Consider the following 19612-nt stretch of genomic DNA (forward strand, 5'->3'; position numbering starts at 1 on the left):
TTGTACAATTCAGTAGATTTCATAAAATTCCTCCATTATATTATTTTTAGTTTTATTTTGGAACTGTTTATTTGATACGTAAAATATAAACTCTACTTCACACTTTCTTACTATTCTTCATAAATCGTAAATCTACATTTGATGAGTCAATAGTCAATGACATTTACATTATATTCTAAATTATTTTAGCTATAAATGATATTACTTGAGCTGCGGGAACTAATAAAGCCTGAGCTAAAATTGTACCTATTATTAGTCCGCTAACAATAAAAATTATACATCTATCAAACTGCAATTGAGTACATTCTCCCTTGATTACATCATCTGTTAGAATTGATATATATGGGTCGATGAATATAACCATAAGTATTGTTGACAGCCCAGTTATTACAGCTGACAACGTACTGCATGTTGTTCTTAATTCTGGATTTAAACATCCTGCATATAGAGATGCCAAAACACCAACGGTTGATACTGAAAATGCTAAAGTGTTAAGTAAAATAATTTTTCTTGGCATAATCTTAAAGAATTTTAAATGTGACAAATTTTCTTTTTTAGGTATTGTAACACTATTTTTAAATTGCAATATTCCTGATTTCGAGAAACCATGTAATAATAATTTAGGTATAGAACGATTAATACTAAATGATTCGACAGCCTTCCCAAAAACTTTTATAAAGGTTGGCATTAGTGCTGAGCCAATAATCGTCGCAAATGTTGTTGATAATAATATCCATCTGAATGTAGATAATAAACTTTGAGGATTGCCTGACTTTATAGTATTTTCAATTGTTTTAGCCAATAATGGTGCTTGAAGACTGTTTGCAGTTCTGGATATTAATGCAAAAATATTAAACACTGCAAAAGATACTGCTATTCTTCCTGTTTTTACAGCAACAATTCTTACTGAATAAGCCAGTGTTGCAATTATAGAAATGATAACTGTAAGAATTAAAACGATTATTATTTGTGTAGACATTTACTTTCCTCCATTCATACTTCATCCTATTATATAAGGTCCTAACAATCTACAAATCATTATTATTACAACCTTTATGAAAGTTACAAATTAACTATTTTTGAGATTATACTTATTTGTGATATAACTTAAAATGAGTCTGTCCTAATGATAAACGCATATTCACATTCATTTTCTTCCCAAGTAGCAATCATTCTAAACCCTCTAATATCAGTTTTACCTTCTACATAATATGAACTTAAACCAGATGCCAAGTGTTTCTTTATTTCAAAAGAACCCATACCATCTTTTAATTCAACTGGAATGTTAATTATTTCTTTATTAGAGTATCTCTGATTTCCGTTTTCATCAATTAATATATCTGATATAGTAAATTTTTCTGGAGGATTATTAGTAAAACTAATTGTAGCAGTGTTGCCAATTTCAATATATGGAATTTCATTTTTTGAACCTTTCTTCAAAATTGTTTGAAACGTGCCTTCCCTATTATATATTGAACCATTCCATTTATTTTCTCCAACAACATATTCTAATTGCTTCTCGCTAATAGTTATTGATAGTTTAGGAGGTTGTTGTGGTGGGTTAGTGGCAGAACATCCAATCATCAAAATAATTATTAATAATACTAATGTAATAGCAACAATTAATTTCTTCATAATAATCAGCCCCTCTTATTTTTATTATGGATGAAAGTAGTTAATCCTAGGTACTTTACAACTATACCATAAATTGCAATATAATATATATAAATACTTGCAAAATAGGTTTTTTATAATGGTGCATATCTATTCAATTGGGGCCGCATATATTATGTTATATTTCCAATTCTATAGTGAAAAACCCCTACACCTTTTGATGTAGAGGTTTTTACTTAATTTATAGTAAATTGTTAATTTATATATTTGGAAGGTAAGACGCCCTTAATGTCAATGGTCTTTACTTTTTCATTACTTATAAAGTTTAATAGTTCTCTTGCCTCACCATAAATTAACACCCCATAGATGTTTATTCCATTCTTTTCAACATAAGCTAAAGTATTTTTATAGTGATCTAACTTTACAATATTATAGTCTAGTGTACTAACTGCCTTTTCCCTATCGATCATATATTTTAGTAGTGAAATAAAATGTTTAGTATATCCTTCTGTCATAGAACCAGTAAATTTACCACTATCAATTTCACTGGTTACGTAATCCATCAACTGTAGATATGGGTATTTATTCTTATCTGGACTATCTTGAGTGGTAGACCCATTATAAATATTAGGATTAAAGCCACATAAATAATCAAGAGATGAACCTTCACTTCCAGTGCGTACTCCTACCCAGTTAAAACTAACTTTGTCATTAAATTTTTCTCTTAGTTCATCAAATTTCTTTACACCTATATCATCTCGAAATATTACATAGGAAGAAACATAGGAAATAGGATTTAACTCCTTAATATGATTAATAATTTTTTCGTTTTGACTTTCAACAATGTTATTATTAGAATTAGTCTGTCTGTCCTTATACTCCGCGGAGCTAACAGGGAAGAAATCTTGATAACTCCCTATCTTAAAATTTCTTTTGATTTTGGCATCAATGTCTTTATTTTGGTGATTAAATAAATTTAATCGTTCAAAATAGATATTATATTCTCCAAAACCTAACTTTTCAGACCTTACCCCACCAATACCAATTGCATACCCTGGCAAATTTAATTCAGTAAAGGCTCTTATATCAAAATATAAATCTTCTTGCTCTTTACCTACAGTCTTTTGAGATGGGTTATAATAAAAACTACTTATAATAGGCGAAACTATAAAATAGGTAGCAAATAATATTAAAAATACAATGGAAACAGCGGATAAAACTACCTTACGTAGTCTCATATTTACACTTCTTTTAACAATGGTTGTTTCATTATTACTGCTACTCTGCAGGATCTCTTTTTCAAGCCCGATATCGTACCTTTCAGACAAATAATCTTCTATGGCCTCATGTTTAGCAATCTCTTCTTCTATTAACTTTATTTCTTCTTCAGAAGCACTGCCACTGTTATATTTATCTAATAACTCTTTAAAGATCATTTCAACTCCTCCTCTAAAACTACTTTTAACTTTCTTCTTGCTCTAAATAGTAAGGTTCTAGCTGCACCTTGAGAAATTCCAACTATTTGCGATATTTCTTGTAAAGTTAAATTACAATAATAATATAAAGTAATTACTTCCTTATAAGATGTCTGCAAATTTAAAACCTCGTAATAAACTCGCCTTCTATCTTCACTAAGTATAATTTTATCTAATGTGTTGTCCTCTACTAATAGCTTCTTTACATTCTTCTCAATATCCTCTAAGCATTTATTTTTTCTTAAATAATCTAAATATAGATTTTTGCATACCCTAAATAACCAATATTTAATATATATCTGAGTATCCTCAATGGATAATAGGGCTTTGAAGAAGGTTTCGCTTACTAAGTCTTGAGATAAATGATGATCCTTACATAGTGAAAGGGCGTAAATATAAAGTTCTGCACTATATTTCTTGTATAAAATTTCAAACTCATCATTTCTCACAACGTTCCCACCCCTTTCACTTAATAAACGGACTTCTTTCATTTATGTTACACTATATTCCAACTTAATTTATAATTAAATACAATAAAGCATAAATAATTATATCTCATACTGTGTATCCTTTACTAATTTAAAAGCTGATAAAGGTCTCAAATAAAATCATATAATATATATATAACCTACAATAGGTTAATCATATAAAAAAACAAAAAAATAGAACACTGTTTGTTCTATTTTTTTAGTATGTATTATTTAAAATCTATCCGCTAAATTACTATTTGTCTGCATATTATCTTTACCTCGTCTTTAATTACAAATGCCCGCTAACTAAGGAATTAGCTTAGCAGGTATTTTAAGAATGATGTACACTTACTTAAAATTAAGATTGTCTATTTTCAATATCAAAATCCAGCTTTATAATAATACCAATAGTCGGTTATTTTTTCTGTGTAATCAAAATTATCCCCATTAAGTTCCTTCCATTCCCAACCATTTTTAGTTTTAGTAAGGTTGTGTGTGACACCTTGAAACCCAGTAGGTTCATCTACACTTGTGTAATAAAATCCAGTATATAGTCCTGCAGGAACAATCCCATATCCTTTACAAAAATATTCTACAATTATTCCATCAGAATCATTTTTCCAAAAATGATTCTCCTTTACTTCTGCAAGCTCGAGAATCTTATCATAATTTTCATTTTCAATGCATTCATTTAAAAACTCTATATTATTAATTACTAAATTCTTTATATTTTCCTTATCACGATACCTTTTATATTGGCCTACTTTAGGAATTAAAAAAACAATAAACATTATTACAGTAATAAAAATAGCTATTTTTTTAGCCATTTAAAACTTTTATTTTTTTCCATTCTAACATCCCCTTAAGACGCATTTTCTTACAATTTCGACTGAATAACTCTTATTGAGTTATTCCATTCTTTCTACACTTCTTTCTACTACCGCCACCATGTCATCTTCAGCACCGAGACTGAAGTTGAAAATAACACCTTTTCCACCACCAGCACCAATTGCAGAAATAAAAATTTCACTACCTTTACCTACTACAGTAAGACTTAAACTCGCTCTATTACCGTTCCTCATAAAATATTTATCATATACCCTAACTGCTATATTGGTGTCTCCATAAGTGTAGTTACTTTCATCCACTAAATTTATAGTTATGGCACTACTACTAATATCGTTTTCCAAATGATGAAGTACTTCCTCAAATTGACCACTAATAATCTTTTCATACTTTGCCATGCCACATACCCCCTAATATTAGTTTGTTCTTTTTTTACAAATATCTATTAATAAAATAACTAAGTCGTAGGATCTTTTAAAAAAATGTGAATCCATCATTATTCGAAATCTTTTATATATTTCCGAACCTTCTATAGGAACATAAGATATCATAACCTCAAGGCTGCATAATCACTTTTTTATTCTACATTTTTTATTCATATCGTACATGCTTTTTAGAATTCCCATTACATAAACAACTACCTGTGCAATAGTTATATAATTATAAAATTTGCTGTTAAAAAAAACACCGATAATCCCCATAAGAATAACTGTTCTATATTCTATAAGATTAGTTTTAAAAATATTTTTTCTAAGGTAGAGTATTGTTTAAGCAAAAGTAGAATTATTGGGTAGAATATTAAAAATCCTGATTAGATTTTATAATCTAATCAGGACTTTTAATATTAGAACCTCTTTCTATAGCATCTTTAATTATTCTAATAAGATATTCCGAATTAGATTTATCACCTAAATCATGAAATATTGCAGATGCAGCTACCAAGGCATTTCTTACGTAATCAGAATTATCTTTTAACAAATCAGTATCTAATGGAAATTTTTCTTTTTCAGCATAATAACAACAAAATGTAATAACTGTTCTAGTATTGCCTTCACGAAATGGATGGGCTTTCCATAGTCCTGCCATGCTTTTAGAAAATATTGCTATTGTTTCGTCAAAATCTAACTCATTCCATTTAGTAGATTTCATTGTGGATAAAATAGAAGTAATGTCTACTTCTACATTTTCAAATTTAGAGTACTCAATAGATATTCCACCTAAAGCAGGTTCAGGTTTTTCTATATCTATAGTCCTTATTTTGCCAGCCCAATCATAAATATCTTGAAATATAGTATAATGAAATTTTAATAAGTGTTCTAAATTAAAGTCACCTATTATACCATTTTGTATAATATCTTTTAATCTTGAACTAGTGAAATCAGCTTCGAGTGAATTGAGCTCATCAATATTTTAAATATCAAATTTATTTATTAATATCTCAGTATTAGGATATATATATGGATCCTTCATTCTAGTTAGAACCCTTCGCTCTATATTTTTTATCTAACACTTTTCTTATGTCATCTGTAGTTATTTCACCATTCTTTTCTTTTTTAACAAGTTCTAAATATTCCTTTGAAGGTTCAAGACCATCAATTTTAATCATTCCTAAGGCATATTCCCAAGCTTTATTATTATCCACTGTGACCCCTCCCAAATATGGTTTAGTTAGATTATTAATATATATACTATTATACCATAAGCCTAGCGCTATTCACTAAGAGATTACAATGTTTATTACAAATAATAAAGCTTATACAAAGAAAATAGTTATGAATATACTATTTAAAATTTCTATATTCCTCTTCAAGAATACTCATATTCATTAATGACCAATATTGTCCATTTATTCTTCTGCATTCTCTTAAAGTACCCTCAGTAGTAAATCCTGCTTTTTTATAGCAATCAATGGCAGATAAGTTAACTCTATCTATTCCCAATAATTCTATATGACCTACTGTTTCATTACTTCCAATTAGTTTAGCACTAAAAATCATACTTTTAGATTCTTCGTTTATCATCAAACTTATATCATTTTGAAGTTGCTTTTCTAATAATTCAAGTGTATATGTTGGCCCAGCCCATTGAAGTAGAAATTCTTTATTAGGAATCCATGAAATTAATTGTGGAATTTCTTCGCAAGTGAATTTTTTAAGTTTTATAATCATACTACCCACCCAGAAATAATTAGTTGTATCTAAACATTATTTTATCTTTACTAATCTTATTATAAAATATATAAGGGAACCAAATATTAAACCCAAAAACACGGGCAGAAACCAAATAGGCATTCCTTTCGATAATGTTGAGTTTATAGTTATAAAGCTAAATACTGATACTATTATTAATTTTACTGTTCCAAGCATATTTTTAAGTAATCGATATACTAATTCTTGGTTTTGCTCTGTAACCTTAACCCCTGTATTCCAAATTTGTGGGTATTTTTCTATCACAGTTAATCCAATATACATAATCCATGCGATTATTGGAACAATAATCAACTCACCCTTATTTCCCCACCTATCTACAACGCCAATTGCATTGTAATGTCCAGGTATCCTCTCAGGTAAGGTATCCCACATTTGACCTAAATATATTAATATTCCAAATAACAAAACTATACAAGTCACATTTATAAAGATATCATATCCAGTTCTATTAATTTTCATTTGTCTATCCTCCGAATATTTATTTAATCCCATTGCTCTGGAAATCATCCAAATTCTAATCTTACTTCTTTTCTTTGCAAATCATTGCTTTTGTAGCAACAAAAATCCATACCAATGAAGCTAAAGCCCTCTGCTTATCACGTGATATCTCTGAAAATTTAACTTTATCATTTATTAGGTCTGCTGTTACTTTTAAATTATTGCTCATAATGAAACCTCCTGATAAATCATATCCACTATTTCATTTAAACTTAATTCTTTATGTAGGCATACCTCAGGAATAATATCTAATAAATCTTTTTCATTCCACCATCTTTTCATTTCTTTTTCTCCAAATTCGTGAACATTAGGCTTTTGTTTATGACGATTTAAGGTTTCTTCAAAAGGTATGTCAAAGTAATATGCAAAAATCTGATTGTTAAATTCATTAAATAAATTTTCAAATAGGTTTTTATACCACTTTGAAGTTAGAATGCCTTCTAAAATTATAATGTTGCAATGCTTCTTTCCATATAGTGTAAGCTCATATAATAACTGACTTGCTTCTGGATTAGGTCCATCTTTCACAAATAGCAATTCTATTCTTTCTTTTTAGCCGATTCTGCAATTACAATATTTGAGCAAAAAATAGTAATTGTACCACAAAACATAACGATGGTTGACCTATTCATCCCACGATATAAAATGTTAATACCAGAAATCATCATAGCAATTAATGATACAATAATTCCAAATTTAGAAATCTTAGAATAATTCTTCATATCGTCACTCTCCATTTTTTATTGATAGTGTAAACACTATTTTTGTTTTATTCATTTATCTGTTCTAAAATCACTCTTCTTTTATAAAAACCATACTTTTTATAAAATTCTAATACATTTTCATTTCCTTCTGCTACTCCGATTATTTTTGTTTTTACTAGTTTGCTATCTAGCCAATCTAGTCCTCTATTCATCAACTTATCCCCTAATCCATATTTACGGTATTCTTTTAGAACGAAAATTGAATCAATTTCTCCCACTAATTCTTTATTAACTGTGCTAATACAATAAGCAATATATAAGCCTTTCTCTTTATCTTTAATTAAGTCCACTTTAACTTCTAAATTGTTATCATTAACAAACTTACTTTTTCTAACCTCAAATTTAATATCTATGAACCTACTGTTGAAACATTCTGAGTTAACCTCATGATGTTTATTTAATTTTTCCCACAAAGGTTGTACAATATCAAGTAACTCTATACTTCCAGTTACAAATTCAAAATTACTCATGTTAAATCTCCTTTATATTTAGAATATATGGAAAATGTGAAATAACTGAGTAAACTCATGTTACTTCAACTCTACGAATGGGAAACTATCTACATATTTATATATTTAATTGATATCTCAATGCATCTTCAGTAGGGTTGTCATAATACTCTTTAAAAGTTTCTACATTTATGAAATCAAAATCACTAAATACCTTTTGCATTGCATAGTTTGTAACTCTTGTCTCTCCCCTAAATCAAATCTATCTATCCACAATTATTAGTTAACAGTTGCTCCCCATCTTCGTGGCAACAATCATCGGTGTATTATTATCTCCTTTATAACCCATTAATTCAACTTTTTCAAACCCTGCTTGTTTCATTAAGTTAATTTCATGCTTCAAAGTTAAAGGTGTATCAAAATGTATAAACACATCTTCTGGAATAATCTCAGCCATCTATTCATAGTATGCTTTCCATTGAGACATATGCTCTTCATAACCATGAACTCGCATGGCAAAGAACTGATCCATTTCTTCTAGTTTTATATCTTTTGTTTCTCCAAGCCATGACTTAATACCCTCTAAAAATTCCATATCTTTTTCTTCCATGTTGCTATTCCCCCTTTGAAAAACAATTAATTACATTTGCAATATCAATTTTCTTTTCTAATCCATGAATTTGCTTATCGTAGCATTTTATAGAATCATTTATCAATTTTAGCTTTGCGCTTGATGCGCTATTTATGAAAGTTGCTAATCAATTATACATTATTCTCATACACCATAATGTATAACATATTTATTTTCAGAAATTGCCGTTCTTAACAATATCATTAAATCAATCAATTCTATTGATGATTTTGATTTCGTATCTTTTGAAACAATGTTATAGAAAGCCTCTAATGATTCTGGAGGAATAAGAGTAATTCCCCACCTTGCAAGTGCAAAATTTGGTCTACTATAGCAATGGAAGTAAGTTTTAATTAAAGTTACTCGTTCCACCAAGCATTCAAAATATCGTCATCAATAGAAATACAGTTATACTTCTGAGGTTCATAGTCATTGTATTCTTTATCTTTTTCAAATTCATTTATAATACCGAATTGGGCACCACAAGACACATTATCACCGACTTTCATATTATAAAATAGTCCTTTATTTCGTCTAAAAATACAAGGTTGGAACAACCTCAAAATTATTATTGCTGTAACATTTACGAAGATAACGACTTATTTTAATTAGATATAATTTCTTCTTCAAGCAATATTTTTAAGCCGTTTTGCATTGTTATGTTACCTTCTGAATTTAGTAAAAAATACTTATTATTGTCAGTTACGCAGTCTTTCTTTATTATTGCTAATGAATCTTCTAGTCTTGAAAGTTTCTTTTCTAATATGGTTTTCATTTCATTTATTTCTTGTTGAGAAGAATTAGTTTCATTTAATCTAATTAATTCTGAAAAGTCATTTCTTATGTTTACTAAATAAGATGATATTCCAATTTGGGGCATATCAAACATAGTAAATTCATTGAACTTCCAATAATCTCTATTCATGTTAGAGATACTATTATCAGATAAATCCTTCTTTGAATCATAAACGGCAAGTGAAATATACCGCACATTAGCTTGAATTATTGAACCTTGTTGATTTTTAAGCAAACTATTTTCATTAGATATTTTAATTTCGTTAATTAATAAGAGTGTTAACACTGATGTTAGAAGTAAGCAAATTACTAAAATAAAGCCTTTCTTTTTATTCATAATCATCATATTTACCAAACATATACTCCTCCTTAAACTCAAATATATTACTTAAATCAGTTTTTTTCTTTTAAAAATGAGATTTATGATTAGTTGGTAATGAGCCCTTATTCCAACACTTCATAAGAAAATTACGAAGCAACTATTATAATAGTTATTTATAGCCCAAATGTGTTTTCAACTACACCAGGAAGAATGGTATACACTCTTTTCCCATCTTGGCTTCAAATTAATCTTTTATTTCTAAATTTACCTTCTTGGAGATTTTATATTCTACTAACAGAAAACTTATCACATAACCTTAATTCATTTAATCAGTTACTTTTTTTAGTTCAAAACATGTTGCTTCTGACAGCAAGATAAGCCTATCATTATTAATAATAAAAAAACCTACACTTACAGGTATGCTAAGTTTTGTATAAAGGTCACTTATGTCTATATATTTTACTTCATCATTTATATTTAAACCTGGGGAAACCGTTGCATTTTCTACGCTATTATTCGAAGTATTTGAAGTCCTTTGAGTTGATGTTTTTTCAACACTTTCACAAGCTGATGATAGCATCAACATTATCGTAATACAAACTAATAATCTTTTTTTCATAATGGAATCTCCTTATAAAGAATAAATAATAATCTACTGTTGAGTCCTAAAATACAATTGTTTAAATATCGTATAATTCTGACTTATCAATCTTATAAGAATACTACGTTATATCAGTAATAATTGGTTAATGGTCACACATCATTGAAACTAAAGGATTAATTATTTTTATTTACCGTAAATATGGCATTTCCCCATTGAAAATTCACCTAAAAAATATACTATTGCTCTATTCTAATAAGTTCATCTTCACTATAGTCTTTAATAGTTCTCTTCACTAATCCAAAGTCCTTGGCATAATACATTTTAACTTCCAAGCCACCCCTTAACAACGTAACTTCTACTGTGGAGAATGTGGCTACAGGAGTTTTTACTCCAATATTAATTCCAGTGATTTCATATTTTCCATCTGCGTTATCAGTCCACTGTGTACCCACTTCTAAGGGTGATTTTAATATAATTTCATCAACGTTTGGTTTAACTATTCCTATATAATCCTTTTTAAACTTTCCATCAGGTTCTTCATTTCTAAATATTAATCTTATATCGTTTTCACAAACTTGATAAATAAGTATTGTTGCTGTTCCTGTATCCAGTTGCTTTATCTGAACTTTACCTTTTTCAATTTTGTCAATTATGTGCTTATACCCTCCATTTTCAAAACCGCCACTGAACTGCTTTGTCATTGTTTTTCTTGGAAAATAATCTTCAACCCTAATGTTATTGTTTCCGCCATTTTTAGAACGAAAATTTATTGTTATAACTATGGAGACCATAACTAAAATAATTACTGAAAATAATAATTTTCTTTTCAATATACTACTTAATTTCATAATTTCTTGTGGTAAACATTTCAACTCCTCTAAATGATTCTGAAAAAAGTATTCGAAAAAAAAGATTTATCTGTCTTTTATCAAAGCTATAGTCATCTTTATTAAATTTGTACATACCACTATAATATATTTTATCAAAAATATTCTTTACTTCTAAATAAGTTGGAGGAGGTAAAAAATCATCCCTTACTACACTTAATGTATAAGTTTTATTATCTTTTATAAATTCATAAGTATATGGTTGTACATTATGCGGAATTATTCCACTGGGTGAAAAATGATATGTTAGTGGGGAAAGCATACTATATAAATCAAAATGACTTATAAAAATATTGTCTTTGATTTCAACTATATCCTTAGTAATAGGATTAGTAATTTTTATAACATCCCAATTTTTAATACTTATGATAATTGACAAAGCTATTATTAGATATATATTTTTTTCATTTTAAGCTAAACCCTCCCCACTAAATGTATTATTGTTTAAATTAGTGGTTTAAATCATATTTTTAGATTGTTGTGTCAAAAATTCTTTCATCAAATGCAAGTCTTATTATAGTGAACAGCAAAATACAATGTTGCACTAACTCTAAACCCATGATTAATGTAACCTTAAAGAAGATTACGAATTTAACATATTACTTTTCCATGTGTATCTATTTCCTACCAATTCAAAGCCTACAGATTCATATAATCTATTAGGCGCTGGAAATTGATCAGGCGTAAGTGTAAATACAGTTGATATTTCTGCACCTAGATCTTTTGCAACCGTTAATGCATGAAACATTAGAGCCTTACTTATCCCCTTTTTTCTGTGTTCTCTTAAACAAGCAACAGCCTCGAAGCTGGCCATTTTATTTTTTTTATCATATCTTCCACTACAAAGTGCTACAGGCATATGTTCAGTAGTCATAACTATAACGTCCAGTTCATTTTTGTAATTTGGCGATTCTTTCGCTCTTCTTAATGAAAGTTCATTAAATTCCATTCCAAGGCACTGATTATAAATTTCTATAACTTGACTTATATCAGGGAGCTCTGATAGTGTTTTTATATAATATCCTTCAGGCAGCTCATGCTTCTTTATAGCTTCTTTATGGTCAAAGGATCTTAATACCCAATATTCATCTGTTTTCTGATATTTATTATCTATTAAAACCTTTTCTATTTCCATATCCCCATCAAAAGCGCGCCAGGAGCATTCACTAAAGTCGTTAATGCCTAAAGTTTCCTTATTCTCTTTTATGTATCTATTCACTACTTCCTCAGCAGCTATAAACATTTCCCTAAATCTATGTTTATCTCTAGGATTTATAAATAACTGAGCCCTTCTATTCGCCCATATGCCACCTATAAGTCTATCTCCTTCAAACCAAAGAAAGCTATTAGAAAGTCCATTAGTCATAGCCTTTGCATAACTTTCATCTTCATAAAAATCAATGCCAAATTCTAACGAGTTTACATTGAAATAAAACTTTGGCCCTGACACTGAAATACTATCCTCTAGAAATTCTTTCAATTTAAAATAATCTTCTTTCCCTTGAAATTTTCTGCAGCTTATCTCCATTATTACCCTCCACATAATCAACTTTTATTTTTGATATAAATCTTACTTAGTAACTAAATACAATTGCGTCTCTGAAAAATAAATAAAAAACTTTTAAGCTGTCACTAAGTTGATTTAAAATTGCATCTAACGTGTCTTACTACAGATACGAGAAGCTTAGAAAGCTCTTCTCTTAGCTTCGCAGGTGTGCTTTGCAGTCTTCTCATGCAAAGCGAACTGGAGTATTTTGTTATACGGAGTTTAGCCACTACACGTTGAGCAATACTTACCCCATTTTTCTTAAATATGATTTATACTAAATAATAATTTGAACTCACTTTATTACTATATTAAATAATTTTAGAGTGATTAATTTTTGAATAATCACTTATAATAATTTTAAAATACCAAGTTACAATAATAAAACGACATAAACACTAAAGAAACATCCCAATTGATGACTGTGTCTCTTCATGAAACTTATATCCTAAACTACTATAAACCGATGATGCTCTTTTATTTGCACTCCACACTTCCAAGCTTGATTCCTTAATACTCAAAGCTTTTAAATCTTTTAAGGCTCTAAGTATTAAATTTTCACCAATACCTCGGTTTCTCCATTCCTTTGAAACAAATAAATCGTCTACCCAACCATACTTAATGTTTGATTCATTTTCCTTTATAATAATTATGATATTACCTAGGATTTCACCTTCATGCTTGGCTGCTATACTGAACCACTCATTTTCGATTTTCAATTTTTTTAAATCCTCTAAGGAATAACCTGAAATAAATACTTTATTTTGCTTTTCTACTAACTGTATTATTTCATCTTCGTCTATAAGCTCAAGTTTAACAAAATCAATGCCATTAATATCTGTAATATCGAATTTTTCCTCAGTTATCTCTTTTTTTATTATATGCATACCCTCATCATGATTGAAGCCTTCTTTAGATGAATAATATGCAATATTCTCATTGTTATCCGAAAAACAACAATGATATACCCTTACATCAATATCTTTGTTTTCTTCTTTTATAGCACGCGCACGCTTGATTATTTCATCAAACATTTGATCTTTTAGCTGGATCTTATTTGCAACATCTGTCACCTTAATATCAATATAAATATTTAGTCTAGGTTTTTCAGATAAATCTGAGTCCATAAAAGGTGAAATTACAGCTTCACCTACTAAGTTATTATCTTTGTCATAAGCTTCTAACATATGTTTTCTTTTACTATCTCTAATTTTATATATCATAATATCCCCCTATTTTTCAACTTTATTTTCTGGAAGTTTGCACCTAACCTCGCGTTTAATAGATTACATTCAGAAATCTATATAACTTATGAGGAATCATTTTTATGTTCTAAATTCCGTATAACGTCTGGCTTGCCGAAGTGCCCCAGCGTTACAGGAGTTTAAGAAAACTTACATAGCTCTTATGTTGTTTCCTTAAACTCCGACTTGGTTAGCTGGGGCATTTGGGTGTAGCGCTAGCGGAACCGGCAAGGTGTTGTTAGTGGTAGTGGCATATTTGCACTACATCTTATTCGTTGATTATACCCCTTAGCTCTTTTTGGCTTTGTTCGTCATATAAGAGATTGTGAATTAACTACTCGATAAATTGGAATTTGTAGATTGCAGGGTATGCTCATTTTCATTATACGAGAAGTTATCTGGAATTCGAATGTATGCTCGTATATGTGAATCTTTCTTTCGTTCAATTATCCCAGAAATATTATCGATATTACCTTCTGCTACAACGATTGAATCGGGTTTGTTTTCTATAACGATTCCAATGTGGTCATGCTCTGAGCTATTGAAAACCTTATCAAAGAGTACAACAACTCCAATTTCAGGTGTATAAGAATCATCAGTACCTGCAATATAATCTATTCTGTCATCTGCTAAAGCCCATTCCTCCCAAGCACCACAACCTGCTAAATTACATGAACAACATTCGTTCGGACGTCTTGGAATATCATAACCTGCTTTTTTGCAACAATAATACACGAAGGCAGCACACCAATTTCTATCAGCTTTTTCTAACGACCAGTTTGGAAAATCATATATTATTAAATCAATATTTGATTCTATCTGCATATCAAATCCGTGAAAGCATTTTAAGGCCTCTGTTTTTGCTATTTTTGCCAAAGTGTCTTTTGTACTCATTTTGCACCTCCTAAAATCAAATAATACCCATTACAAATTACTATTTATAAATTTCGGCAATCCATGTTAAGTTTACGACATGTTCAAATGTAATTTTCAAATTAAGTCTTTCTATATACTGCCTTAAATCTTCAACTATAAAAAAATGTTTACTTTCTATGAACTTCCATAAATCCGCCCTGTTATTTCTTAATAAATTTTCTTTATATGCTTGTTTTGTTTTAATATTTTCAAACATAAAATCTATTAGTATGGCTCTTTTTTTGTCGCTAAGTAATAACATATTAAAGAGTGCTTTCTGTTTTTCTTCCTTAATTAACCCATGTAACACATAAGATGATACTACAATATCTGCTTTTTCTTTTATATTTAAGACATCCAACATACTACTTTCAATAAAATTCATTTCAGGGTATTTTCTTTTACCTTCTTGAATCATTTCTGAACTCTTAGCTATTCCTATAACATTCATTTTTCCACTTAGAAGACCACATAAGTTACCTGTTCCACACCCAAAATCAATTATGCTTTTTATATCATATCCTATTATCTTATCTCTTATTTTTATTAATGTATCTTCATATTTATCGAATAATCCAAGTTCATCTCCAGATTTTTCTTGAACCATTTTATCATATATTACACCCTTATTTAAAATTACCGTTTTATCCACCTCCATCTCAATCTACACAAATTTGTCTCTAATTGCACCGTCATATTCTACTATTCTTCATCAATCATAGATTTAAGCTTGTTGAAGAATTTAAGGAAATTGTTTATTAAAAACTATTAATAAGTTGCATTCTCCTTACAATATATATATACGTAGTGTAGGCTAAATTAGTAATTATCATTGAAAAAATACTGATATAAATTATAGTTTTCTTTTTTTTATCAATATTTTGACCTTTATAAATAATTTGTTTATTCACAGTTGTTAATAACATTAAGGACATTATAAGTGGTTCTATTCTTTGATTTATTGCATATACATTCAAAATTATAATCATAAGATTGATTGTAATTGCTGATATTACTGGGTTTTTGTATATGAGTGATTTTATAATAATTATACCTCCATAGTAATAGGTTATAACCTACAAATTCCCAATAACTAAGGAATTAACTTAGTAGGTTTTTAAAGAATATTGTTCATAGCTACCCATTCTTATTATTACTATTTATAGCCTTAATAATATTTAAGGTGCAAATTATAATTACTACACAAAGCATAACAATAGACATCACAATAACTATTTTAAAAGTTGAGAAATCTGTATAAACTTAATTTTCATCATAATAATTTCTTAAATCATCTATGGTATATCTATCTATGTCACACCCAAACCTATTCCAACACGTAGTTCCACATCTGACTTGGTAATTTTGACACTATTAATTAAATCAATTAGCCATTTAATTTTCTTCTTCTATAAATTTCAACAAGAACCAATGCTGCTGGAATAGAAATAAAAAAACATATCATGCTGCCATACATTAATTTACTGTTTGTAGTCATAAAGATAGCATAAAGAAGTACACAACCTGGAACTAAATTAATAGTTAATGCGGTTGCAAGCAACTTTTTATTCATTGCTTTTATGTCGTCTAATTTTAAAATTAATGTCACAATTGTAAATACTCCTCCAACTACTCTGCTAATTAATGTGAATCCAATTTTATCTAATATAATAGATATGCCTAATATTACAAACAATATGATTGTTACGATATGTTGTTTTTTCATCTTCAATGATCCTCTCTTAATATGCCGTATTTTATAACTATTCATATACCATAAAATATCATTGACGAACTATATATGAATGCTCCCTCTCAGTCACTTTAGACAGTATACATCATTAATTGCTATTTTAAATCATTGGTACCATTATATAACATAATAGTAAAGATTAAAAGCATTCAGTCTTTACCTCGAAAGTTTTATAAATAAAGGGTATGCAATCTTATTTGCATACCCTTTATTTATAGGCACAAACCTATAATTCACTGTTCATGACGCCTATTTATAAAAATAAGTTATATTTATTCATCAACAAACTCAAATAACTCTTCAACTGTGGTATTAAATACCTTGGCTATATCCATAGCTAACTTTAAGGATGGATTATATCTCCCATTTTCTAAATGTAGTATAGTTTCTCGTCTAACGTTCACTAATTTTGCAAGGTCAGCTTGCTTCATCAATGCTTTTTCTCTATATTCTTTAATGTTTGTATTTAGAATTGGCACGTATTTCAAATCCCCTTTCTGTCATAATATATAAAGGATAATAATCTTATTAAAGTAAATATAAATAGGATTAACAATAAGCAAATTCCTATTGCAAACTTTGAAATAATAAAATTCTTAGAATGAGGAGATATAAGCAATACGCTTAACGTCAGAATTGAAATCGCTAAAAAATTCACACCAATCTTATTTACTTTAGATAAGATACTAATTACAAACTCATCACTTATGCCACTTAATCTTTTTTCATTCAACATAATTATGATACAAAATATAATCCAAAGAACACTTGGGACAGTAAAAAAATTTCCAGTAGCAATTAGATTTAGCTTAATCAGTAATAAAGTAATTAATAAATATAGTACTCCTAATAATTGAAATGCAAGCCTAAATTTAATATTCATTTTTCTTTTCATAAAAAAACCTCCTCAAGGTTATATATTTATAACCTGTATGTTATAAATATATAACCTTATGGAAGTTTTGTCAATATGAAATTTTATCGTTTATCTTATAAATTTTATGCCCATTTCCTAATGCTTATTTTACAGCATTAACAATCCAATCAATAATATATTGAAATCTTTCTGCTGTAAGCGCATGTCCACCTTCATATTGTTTAATACTAAGCTGTTGCCCTGCATTATATCTTTTGTATTCTTTTTCTGCACTTTTGTATATATCCATTGCATCTTTTGAATATTTATCATCTGTTGCAGATACAATTAAAAATTTAGTAGGACAAATCTCACATACCACATCATCTATATCATAGTATTTCGCAAAATTGGGTATAATGCTTGCCATCTCAATACCAACATTATTCTGAATTCTGTTTTTAAAGGTTGCAGCACTTCCACTTGCACAAGCATAACTTAATCTTTTATCAAATGCAGCAAGATAAATTGCTGTATTGCCACCATATGAATGTCCTAAACATCCTATTTTGCCTTTATCAACGCATCCTAGTCCATTTAGCACACTAATAGCCCCCATTGCATCTTCAATAACTATCTTAGCCAAAGTTTCTCCAGTAAGTATTCCATAGCACATTGTAAGAAAATGCTGCATATCGTCATCATCTGCATTCTCCTTGATTCCCGTAGTGTTGACTCTTCTATCCTCAAAACACAATGAATCTGGTGCAATAACAACAAATCCTTGCTCTGCCAGTTTGGGCCCAAATGCTTGTAGATGATTTCCTGCAAGACCACAGACTTCACTTTTGCCAAGGTTTCTTTCTCCGTTATGTTGATGGTTGATTAAAACAGCTGGGTGCCTTCCTTCTGAATCTGGTAAAAGCAAAAAAGCAACGATTTTACGTTCTTGTACAAAGTATTGAATAAGTTCACGTCTATATCCATTACATTGTGTTGTTTCTAAAACCTCATAATTAATACTATTACTGACATTTTCCAAACCTATAAGTTTTACCATATGTTCATTATTTGTTCCCATGCTACCCCCTTATAACAAATACAGCTCAGCTGTTCCTTGTTCCTTATCAATATTCCAAATACTAATTGTACCTATAACCTTCTTGGACACTTTGTGTTCAAGCATAGGAATTTAAATTCCTATGCTTCTCCATTACATAGTTTATAAGAAAAACTCCTGACACCTCGACCTGTTGCTCCTTTAAAACCTTATAACCTCTTTTTTCAAAAAAAGGTTTTGCTGTAATTGAAGCATGAACTGAAATTGTATCACCATTTGCCTGTTTCTCCAATTCATCGCAAATTGCCGTTGCAACACCTCTGCCTTGAAAGTCTTTATGAACATAGAGTCGGTCTAAATAATTTGTTTTATCAATATCTCCAAAGCCAACAATCTGTCGTCCCTCAATTGCCACTATACTGTAATTTTCTAAAAGTGATTTGTTCCATCTATTCGTGTCTAATTTTCCTGTTGCCCAAACATCTACTTGTACCTGACTATAATCTTTCAAATTGATTGAATGTACAGTGTTATAAAACAACTCTGCTATCTCATCAAAATCTGTATTTTGATATTTCCTAATTTCCATTATGTCCTCCTCAATCTACCATCCAATTACATATTATATAGATTATCTTTAATTCGCAGTTAAAGAAAAAGTTGAATCTATCGC

General features: G+C 29.2%; 30 protein-coding genes. All 30 read right to left on the reverse strand.

Annotation, left to right across the window (positions count from 1 at the left end):
* Positions 1–175: 175 nt before the first annotated feature.
* Positions 176–979 carry a lipid II flippase Amj family protein gene (locus LGK97_RS16600; RefSeq protein WP_226260868.1) on the reverse strand — a complete coding sequence of 268 codons (804 nt, stop codon included), beginning with the start codon at positions 977–979 and terminating at the stop codon, positions 176–178.
* Positions 980–1107: 128 nt separating this feature from the next.
* On the reverse strand, positions 1108–1635 hold the full coding sequence (locus LGK97_RS16605) for a hypothetical protein (RefSeq protein WP_226260869.1): 528 nt from the start codon (positions 1633–1635) through the stop codon (positions 1108–1110).
* A gap of 233 nt (positions 1636–1868) precedes the next feature.
* Positions 1869–3050 (reverse strand): anti sigma factor C-terminal domain-containing protein, encoded by a 1182-nt coding sequence (locus tag LGK97_RS16610; RefSeq protein ID WP_226260870.1) that lies wholly within the window; start codon positions 3048–3050, stop codon positions 1869–1871.
* On the reverse strand, positions 3047–3538 hold the full coding sequence (locus tag LGK97_RS16615; protein ID WP_226260871.1) for an RNA polymerase sigma factor: 492 nt from the start codon (positions 3536–3538) through the stop codon (positions 3047–3049). The genes LGK97_RS16610 and LGK97_RS16615 overlap by 4 nt, the downstream gene beginning before the upstream one ends.
* Before the next feature lie 401 nt (positions 3539–3939).
* Positions 3940–4386, reverse strand: a complete 447-nt coding sequence (locus LGK97_RS16620) for a hypothetical protein (RefSeq protein ID WP_226260872.1) — start codon at positions 4384–4386, stop codon at positions 3940–3942.
* 81 nt (positions 4387–4467) lie between these two features.
* On the reverse strand, positions 4468–4803 hold the full coding sequence (locus tag LGK97_RS16625) for a DUF6054 family protein (protein ID WP_226260873.1): 336 nt from the start codon (positions 4801–4803) through the stop codon (positions 4468–4470).
* A 427-nt stretch (positions 4804–5230) separates the two neighbouring features.
* Positions 5231–5812 (reverse strand): Fic/DOC family protein, encoded by a 582-nt coding sequence (locus LGK97_RS16630; RefSeq protein ID WP_319001582.1) that lies wholly within the window; start codon positions 5810–5812, stop codon positions 5231–5233.
* A 64-nt stretch (positions 5813–5876) separates the two neighbouring features.
* A complete protein-coding gene (locus LGK97_RS16635; protein ID WP_226260874.1) occupies positions 5877–6047 on the reverse strand; it encodes an antitoxin VbhA family protein in 171 nt (56 codons plus the stop codon).
* A 139-nt stretch (positions 6048–6186) separates the two neighbouring features.
* Positions 6187–6573, reverse strand: a complete 387-nt coding sequence (locus LGK97_RS16640) for a GNAT family N-acetyltransferase (RefSeq protein ID WP_226260875.1) — start codon at positions 6571–6573, stop codon at positions 6187–6189.
* A gap of 36 nt (positions 6574–6609) precedes the next feature.
* The gene (locus LGK97_RS16645) at positions 6610–7074 is read right to left on the reverse strand and encodes a DUF1648 domain-containing protein (RefSeq protein WP_226260876.1); all 465 of its coding nucleotides are present in this window, start codon (positions 7072–7074) and stop codon (positions 6610–6612) included.
* 61 nt (positions 7075–7135) lie between these two features.
* Positions 7136–7282: a hypothetical protein gene (locus tag LGK97_RS16650; RefSeq protein ID WP_226260877.1), complete on the reverse strand. Its 147-nt coding sequence runs from the start codon at positions 7280–7282 to the stop codon at positions 7136–7138.
* A complete protein-coding gene (locus tag LGK97_RS16655) occupies positions 7279–7650 on the reverse strand; it encodes a uridine kinase (RefSeq protein WP_226260878.1) in 372 nt (123 codons plus the stop codon). The genes LGK97_RS16650 and LGK97_RS16655 overlap by 4 nt, the downstream gene beginning before the upstream one ends.
* Positions 7651–7652: 2 nt before the next feature.
* A complete protein-coding gene (locus LGK97_RS16660) occupies positions 7653–7835 on the reverse strand; it encodes a hypothetical protein (RefSeq protein ID WP_226260879.1) in 183 nt (60 codons plus the stop codon).
* Positions 7836–7882: 47 nt separating this feature from the next.
* Positions 7883–8347: a GNAT family N-acetyltransferase gene (locus LGK97_RS16665; RefSeq protein ID WP_226260880.1), complete on the reverse strand. Its 465-nt coding sequence runs from the start codon at positions 8345–8347 to the stop codon at positions 7883–7885.
* Positions 8348–8609: 262 nt separating this feature from the next.
* Complete coding sequence (locus LGK97_RS16670) at positions 8610–8783, reverse strand: hypothetical protein (protein WP_226260881.1); 174 nt, start codon at positions 8781–8783, stop codon at positions 8610–8612.
* The gene (locus LGK97_RS16675; protein ID WP_226260882.1) at positions 8784–8936 is read right to left on the reverse strand and encodes a hypothetical protein; all 153 of its coding nucleotides are present in this window, start codon (positions 8934–8936) and stop codon (positions 8784–8786) included.
* 380 nt (positions 8937–9316) lie between these two features.
* Positions 9317–9466 carry a hypothetical protein gene (locus LGK97_RS16680; RefSeq protein ID WP_226260883.1) on the reverse strand — a complete coding sequence of 50 codons (150 nt, stop codon included), beginning with the start codon at positions 9464–9466 and terminating at the stop codon, positions 9317–9319.
* A gap of 95 nt (positions 9467–9561) precedes the next feature.
* A complete protein-coding gene (locus LGK97_RS16685) occupies positions 9562–10107 on the reverse strand; it encodes a hypothetical protein (protein WP_226260884.1) in 546 nt (181 codons plus the stop codon).
* 292 nt (positions 10108–10399) lie between these two features.
* Entirely contained in the window at positions 10400–10693 is a 294-nt protein-coding gene (locus tag LGK97_RS16690) for a hypothetical protein (RefSeq protein ID WP_226260885.1), read from the reverse strand.
* Positions 10694–10914: 221 nt separating this feature from the next.
* Complete coding sequence (locus LGK97_RS16695; protein ID WP_226260886.1) at positions 10915–11508, reverse strand: hypothetical protein; 594 nt, start codon at positions 11506–11508, stop codon at positions 10915–10917.
* A 4-nt stretch (positions 11509–11512) separates the two neighbouring features.
* The gene (locus tag LGK97_RS16700; protein WP_226260887.1) at positions 11513–11944 is read right to left on the reverse strand and encodes a hypothetical protein; all 432 of its coding nucleotides are present in this window, start codon (positions 11942–11944) and stop codon (positions 11513–11515) included.
* Positions 11945–12148: 204 nt separating this feature from the next.
* The gene (locus tag LGK97_RS16705) at positions 12149–13093 is read right to left on the reverse strand and encodes a GNAT family N-acetyltransferase (RefSeq protein ID WP_226260888.1); all 945 of its coding nucleotides are present in this window, start codon (positions 13091–13093) and stop codon (positions 12149–12151) included.
* Positions 13094–13509: 416 nt separating this feature from the next.
* Positions 13510–14334 (reverse strand): GNAT family N-acetyltransferase, encoded by an 825-nt coding sequence (locus tag LGK97_RS16710; RefSeq protein ID WP_226260889.1) that lies wholly within the window; start codon positions 14332–14334, stop codon positions 13510–13512.
* A 351-nt stretch (positions 14335–14685) separates the two neighbouring features.
* On the reverse strand, positions 14686–15249 hold the full coding sequence (locus LGK97_RS16715) for a CHAP domain-containing protein (RefSeq protein ID WP_226260890.1): 564 nt from the start codon (positions 15247–15249) through the stop codon (positions 14686–14688).
* Between the two features lie 40 nt (positions 15250–15289).
* A complete protein-coding gene (locus LGK97_RS16720; protein ID WP_226260891.1) occupies positions 15290–15922 on the reverse strand; it encodes a class I SAM-dependent methyltransferase in 633 nt (210 codons plus the stop codon).
* Between the two features lie 735 nt (positions 15923–16657).
* Positions 16658–16996, reverse strand: coding sequence for a hypothetical protein (locus LGK97_RS16725; RefSeq protein ID WP_226260892.1), 339 nt, complete (start codon positions 16994–16996; stop codon positions 16658–16660).
* Between the two features lie 299 nt (positions 16997–17295).
* A complete protein-coding gene (locus LGK97_RS16730) occupies positions 17296–17502 on the reverse strand; it encodes a helix-turn-helix transcriptional regulator (protein WP_226260893.1) in 207 nt (68 codons plus the stop codon).
* 5 nt (positions 17503–17507) lie between these two features.
* The gene (locus tag LGK97_RS16735; RefSeq protein WP_226260894.1) at positions 17508–17918 is read right to left on the reverse strand and encodes a hypothetical protein; all 411 of its coding nucleotides are present in this window, start codon (positions 17916–17918) and stop codon (positions 17508–17510) included.
* Between the two features lie 124 nt (positions 17919–18042).
* Positions 18043–18960, reverse strand: coding sequence for a dienelactone hydrolase family protein (locus LGK97_RS16740; protein ID WP_226260895.1), 918 nt, complete (start codon positions 18958–18960; stop codon positions 18043–18045).
* Positions 18961–19057: 97 nt separating this feature from the next.
* The gene (locus LGK97_RS16745) at positions 19058–19528 is read right to left on the reverse strand and encodes a GNAT family N-acetyltransferase (protein WP_226260896.1); all 471 of its coding nucleotides are present in this window, start codon (positions 19526–19528) and stop codon (positions 19058–19060) included.
* Positions 19529–19612: the final 84 nt, after the last annotated feature.

Source organism: Clostridium sp. CS001, assembly GCF_020443565.1.
GTDB lineage: Bacteria > Bacillota > Clostridia > Clostridiales > Clostridiaceae > Clostridium_AD.

Coding starts and splice junctions, on each gene's coding strand:
- LGK97_RS16645 (WP_226260876.1), bottom strand. CDS start 7,074: ATGAAAATTAATAGAACTGGATATGATATCTTTATAAATGTGACTTGT.
- LGK97_RS16640 (WP_226260875.1), bottom strand. CDS start 6,573: ATGATTATAAAACTTAAAAAATTCACTTGCGAAGAAATTCCACAATTA.
- LGK97_RS16600 (WP_226260868.1), bottom strand. CDS start 979: ATGTCTACACAAATAATAATCGTTTTAATTCTTACAGTTATCATTTCT.
- LGK97_RS16705 (WP_226260888.1), bottom strand. CDS start 13,093: ATGGAGATAAGCTGCAGAAAATTTCAAGGGAAAGAAGATTATTTTAAA.
- LGK97_RS16670 (WP_226260881.1), bottom strand. CDS start 8,783: ATGGCTGAGATTATTCCAGAAGATGTGTTTATACATTTTGATACACCT.
- LGK97_RS16710 (WP_226260889.1), bottom strand. CDS start 14,334: ATGATATATAAAATTAGAGATAGTAAAAGAAAACATATGTTAGAAGCT.
- LGK97_RS16665 (WP_226260880.1), bottom strand. CDS start 8,347: ATGAGTAATTTTGAATTTGTAACTGGAAGTATAGAGTTACTTGATATT.
- LGK97_RS16610 (WP_226260870.1), bottom strand. CDS start 3,050: ATGATCTTTAAAGAGTTATTAGATAAATATAACAGTGGCAGTGCTTCT.
- LGK97_RS16660 (WP_226260879.1), bottom strand. CDS start 7,835: ATGAAGAATTATTCTAAGATTTCTAAATTTGGAATTATTGTATCATTA.
- LGK97_RS16605 (WP_226260869.1), bottom strand. CDS start 1,635: ATGAAGAAATTAATTGTTGCTATTACATTAGTATTATTAATAATTATT.
- LGK97_RS16680 (WP_226260883.1), bottom strand. CDS start 9,466: ATGAAAGTCGGTGATAATGTGTCTTGTGGTGCCCAATTCGGTATTATA.
- LGK97_RS16625 (WP_226260873.1), bottom strand. CDS start 4,803: ATGGCAAAGTATGAAAAGATTATTAGTGGTCAATTTGAGGAAGTACTT.
- LGK97_RS16675 (WP_226260882.1), bottom strand. CDS start 8,936: ATGGAAGAAAAAGATATGGAATTTTTAGAGGGTATTAAGTCATGGCTT.
- LGK97_RS16735 (WP_226260894.1), bottom strand. CDS start 17,918: ATGAAAAGAAAAATGAATATTAAATTTAGGCTTGCATTTCAATTATTA.
- LGK97_RS16690 (WP_226260885.1), bottom strand. CDS start 10,693: ATGAAAAAAAGATTATTAGTTTGTATTACGATAATGTTGATGCTATCA.
- LGK97_RS16725 (WP_226260892.1), bottom strand. CDS start 16,996: ATGAAAAAACAACATATCGTAACAATCATATTGTTTGTAATATTAGGC.
- LGK97_RS16715 (WP_226260890.1), bottom strand. CDS start 15,249: ATGAGTACAAAAGACACTTTGGCAAAAATAGCAAAAACAGAGGCCTTA.
- LGK97_RS16620 (WP_226260872.1), bottom strand. CDS start 4,386: ATGGCTAAAAAAATAGCTATTTTTATTACTGTAATAATGTTTATTGTT.
- LGK97_RS16740 (WP_226260895.1), bottom strand. CDS start 18,960: ATGGGAACAAATAATGAACATATGGTAAAACTTATAGGTTTGGAAAAT.
- LGK97_RS16650 (WP_226260877.1), bottom strand. CDS start 7,282: ATGAGCAATAATTTAAAAGTAACAGCAGACCTAATAAATGATAAAGTT.
- LGK97_RS16745 (WP_226260896.1), bottom strand. CDS start 19,528: ATGGAAATTAGGAAATATCAAAATACAGATTTTGATGAGATAGCAGAG.